Below are 252 nucleotides of genomic sequence, written 5' to 3'. Positions count from 1 at the left end.
TTATAACGGTTCATATCACCTTACCGACGCTTTTCGCAGATTAGCACGCCCTTCATCGCCTCTGACTGCCTAGGCATCCACCGTGTACGCTTAGTCGCTTAACCTCACAACCCGAAGGTGTCTTAAAAGACATCATCGCGCTGCGATTATTTGAGAGACTCTGTTACAGACTAATCCACCACTCAGTACTTCTACGGAGAGTGATGTTCAGCTGTAAACTTTCAATTTTCAGCTTGTTCCAGATTGTTAAAG

General features: G+C 45.2%; 1 rRNA gene. It reads right to left on the bottom strand.

The annotated features are described in order from the left end of the window. Positions 1 to 104: ribosomal RNA gene (locus ACO0U8_RS24265) — 23S ribosomal RNA — on the bottom strand; the annotation flags it as partial. Between the last annotated feature and the right edge of the window lie 148 nt (positions 105 to 252).

Origin of the sequence: Rahnella sp. EDr1-12 (assembly GCF_049206505.1) — a bacterium.
GTDB classification, from domain to species: Bacteria; Pseudomonadota; Gammaproteobacteria; order Enterobacterales; family Enterobacteriaceae; genus Rahnella; species Rahnella rivi.
Note: the sequence above shows the minus strand (reverse complement) of the source record. Positions and strands in the feature narration are given on the sequence as shown.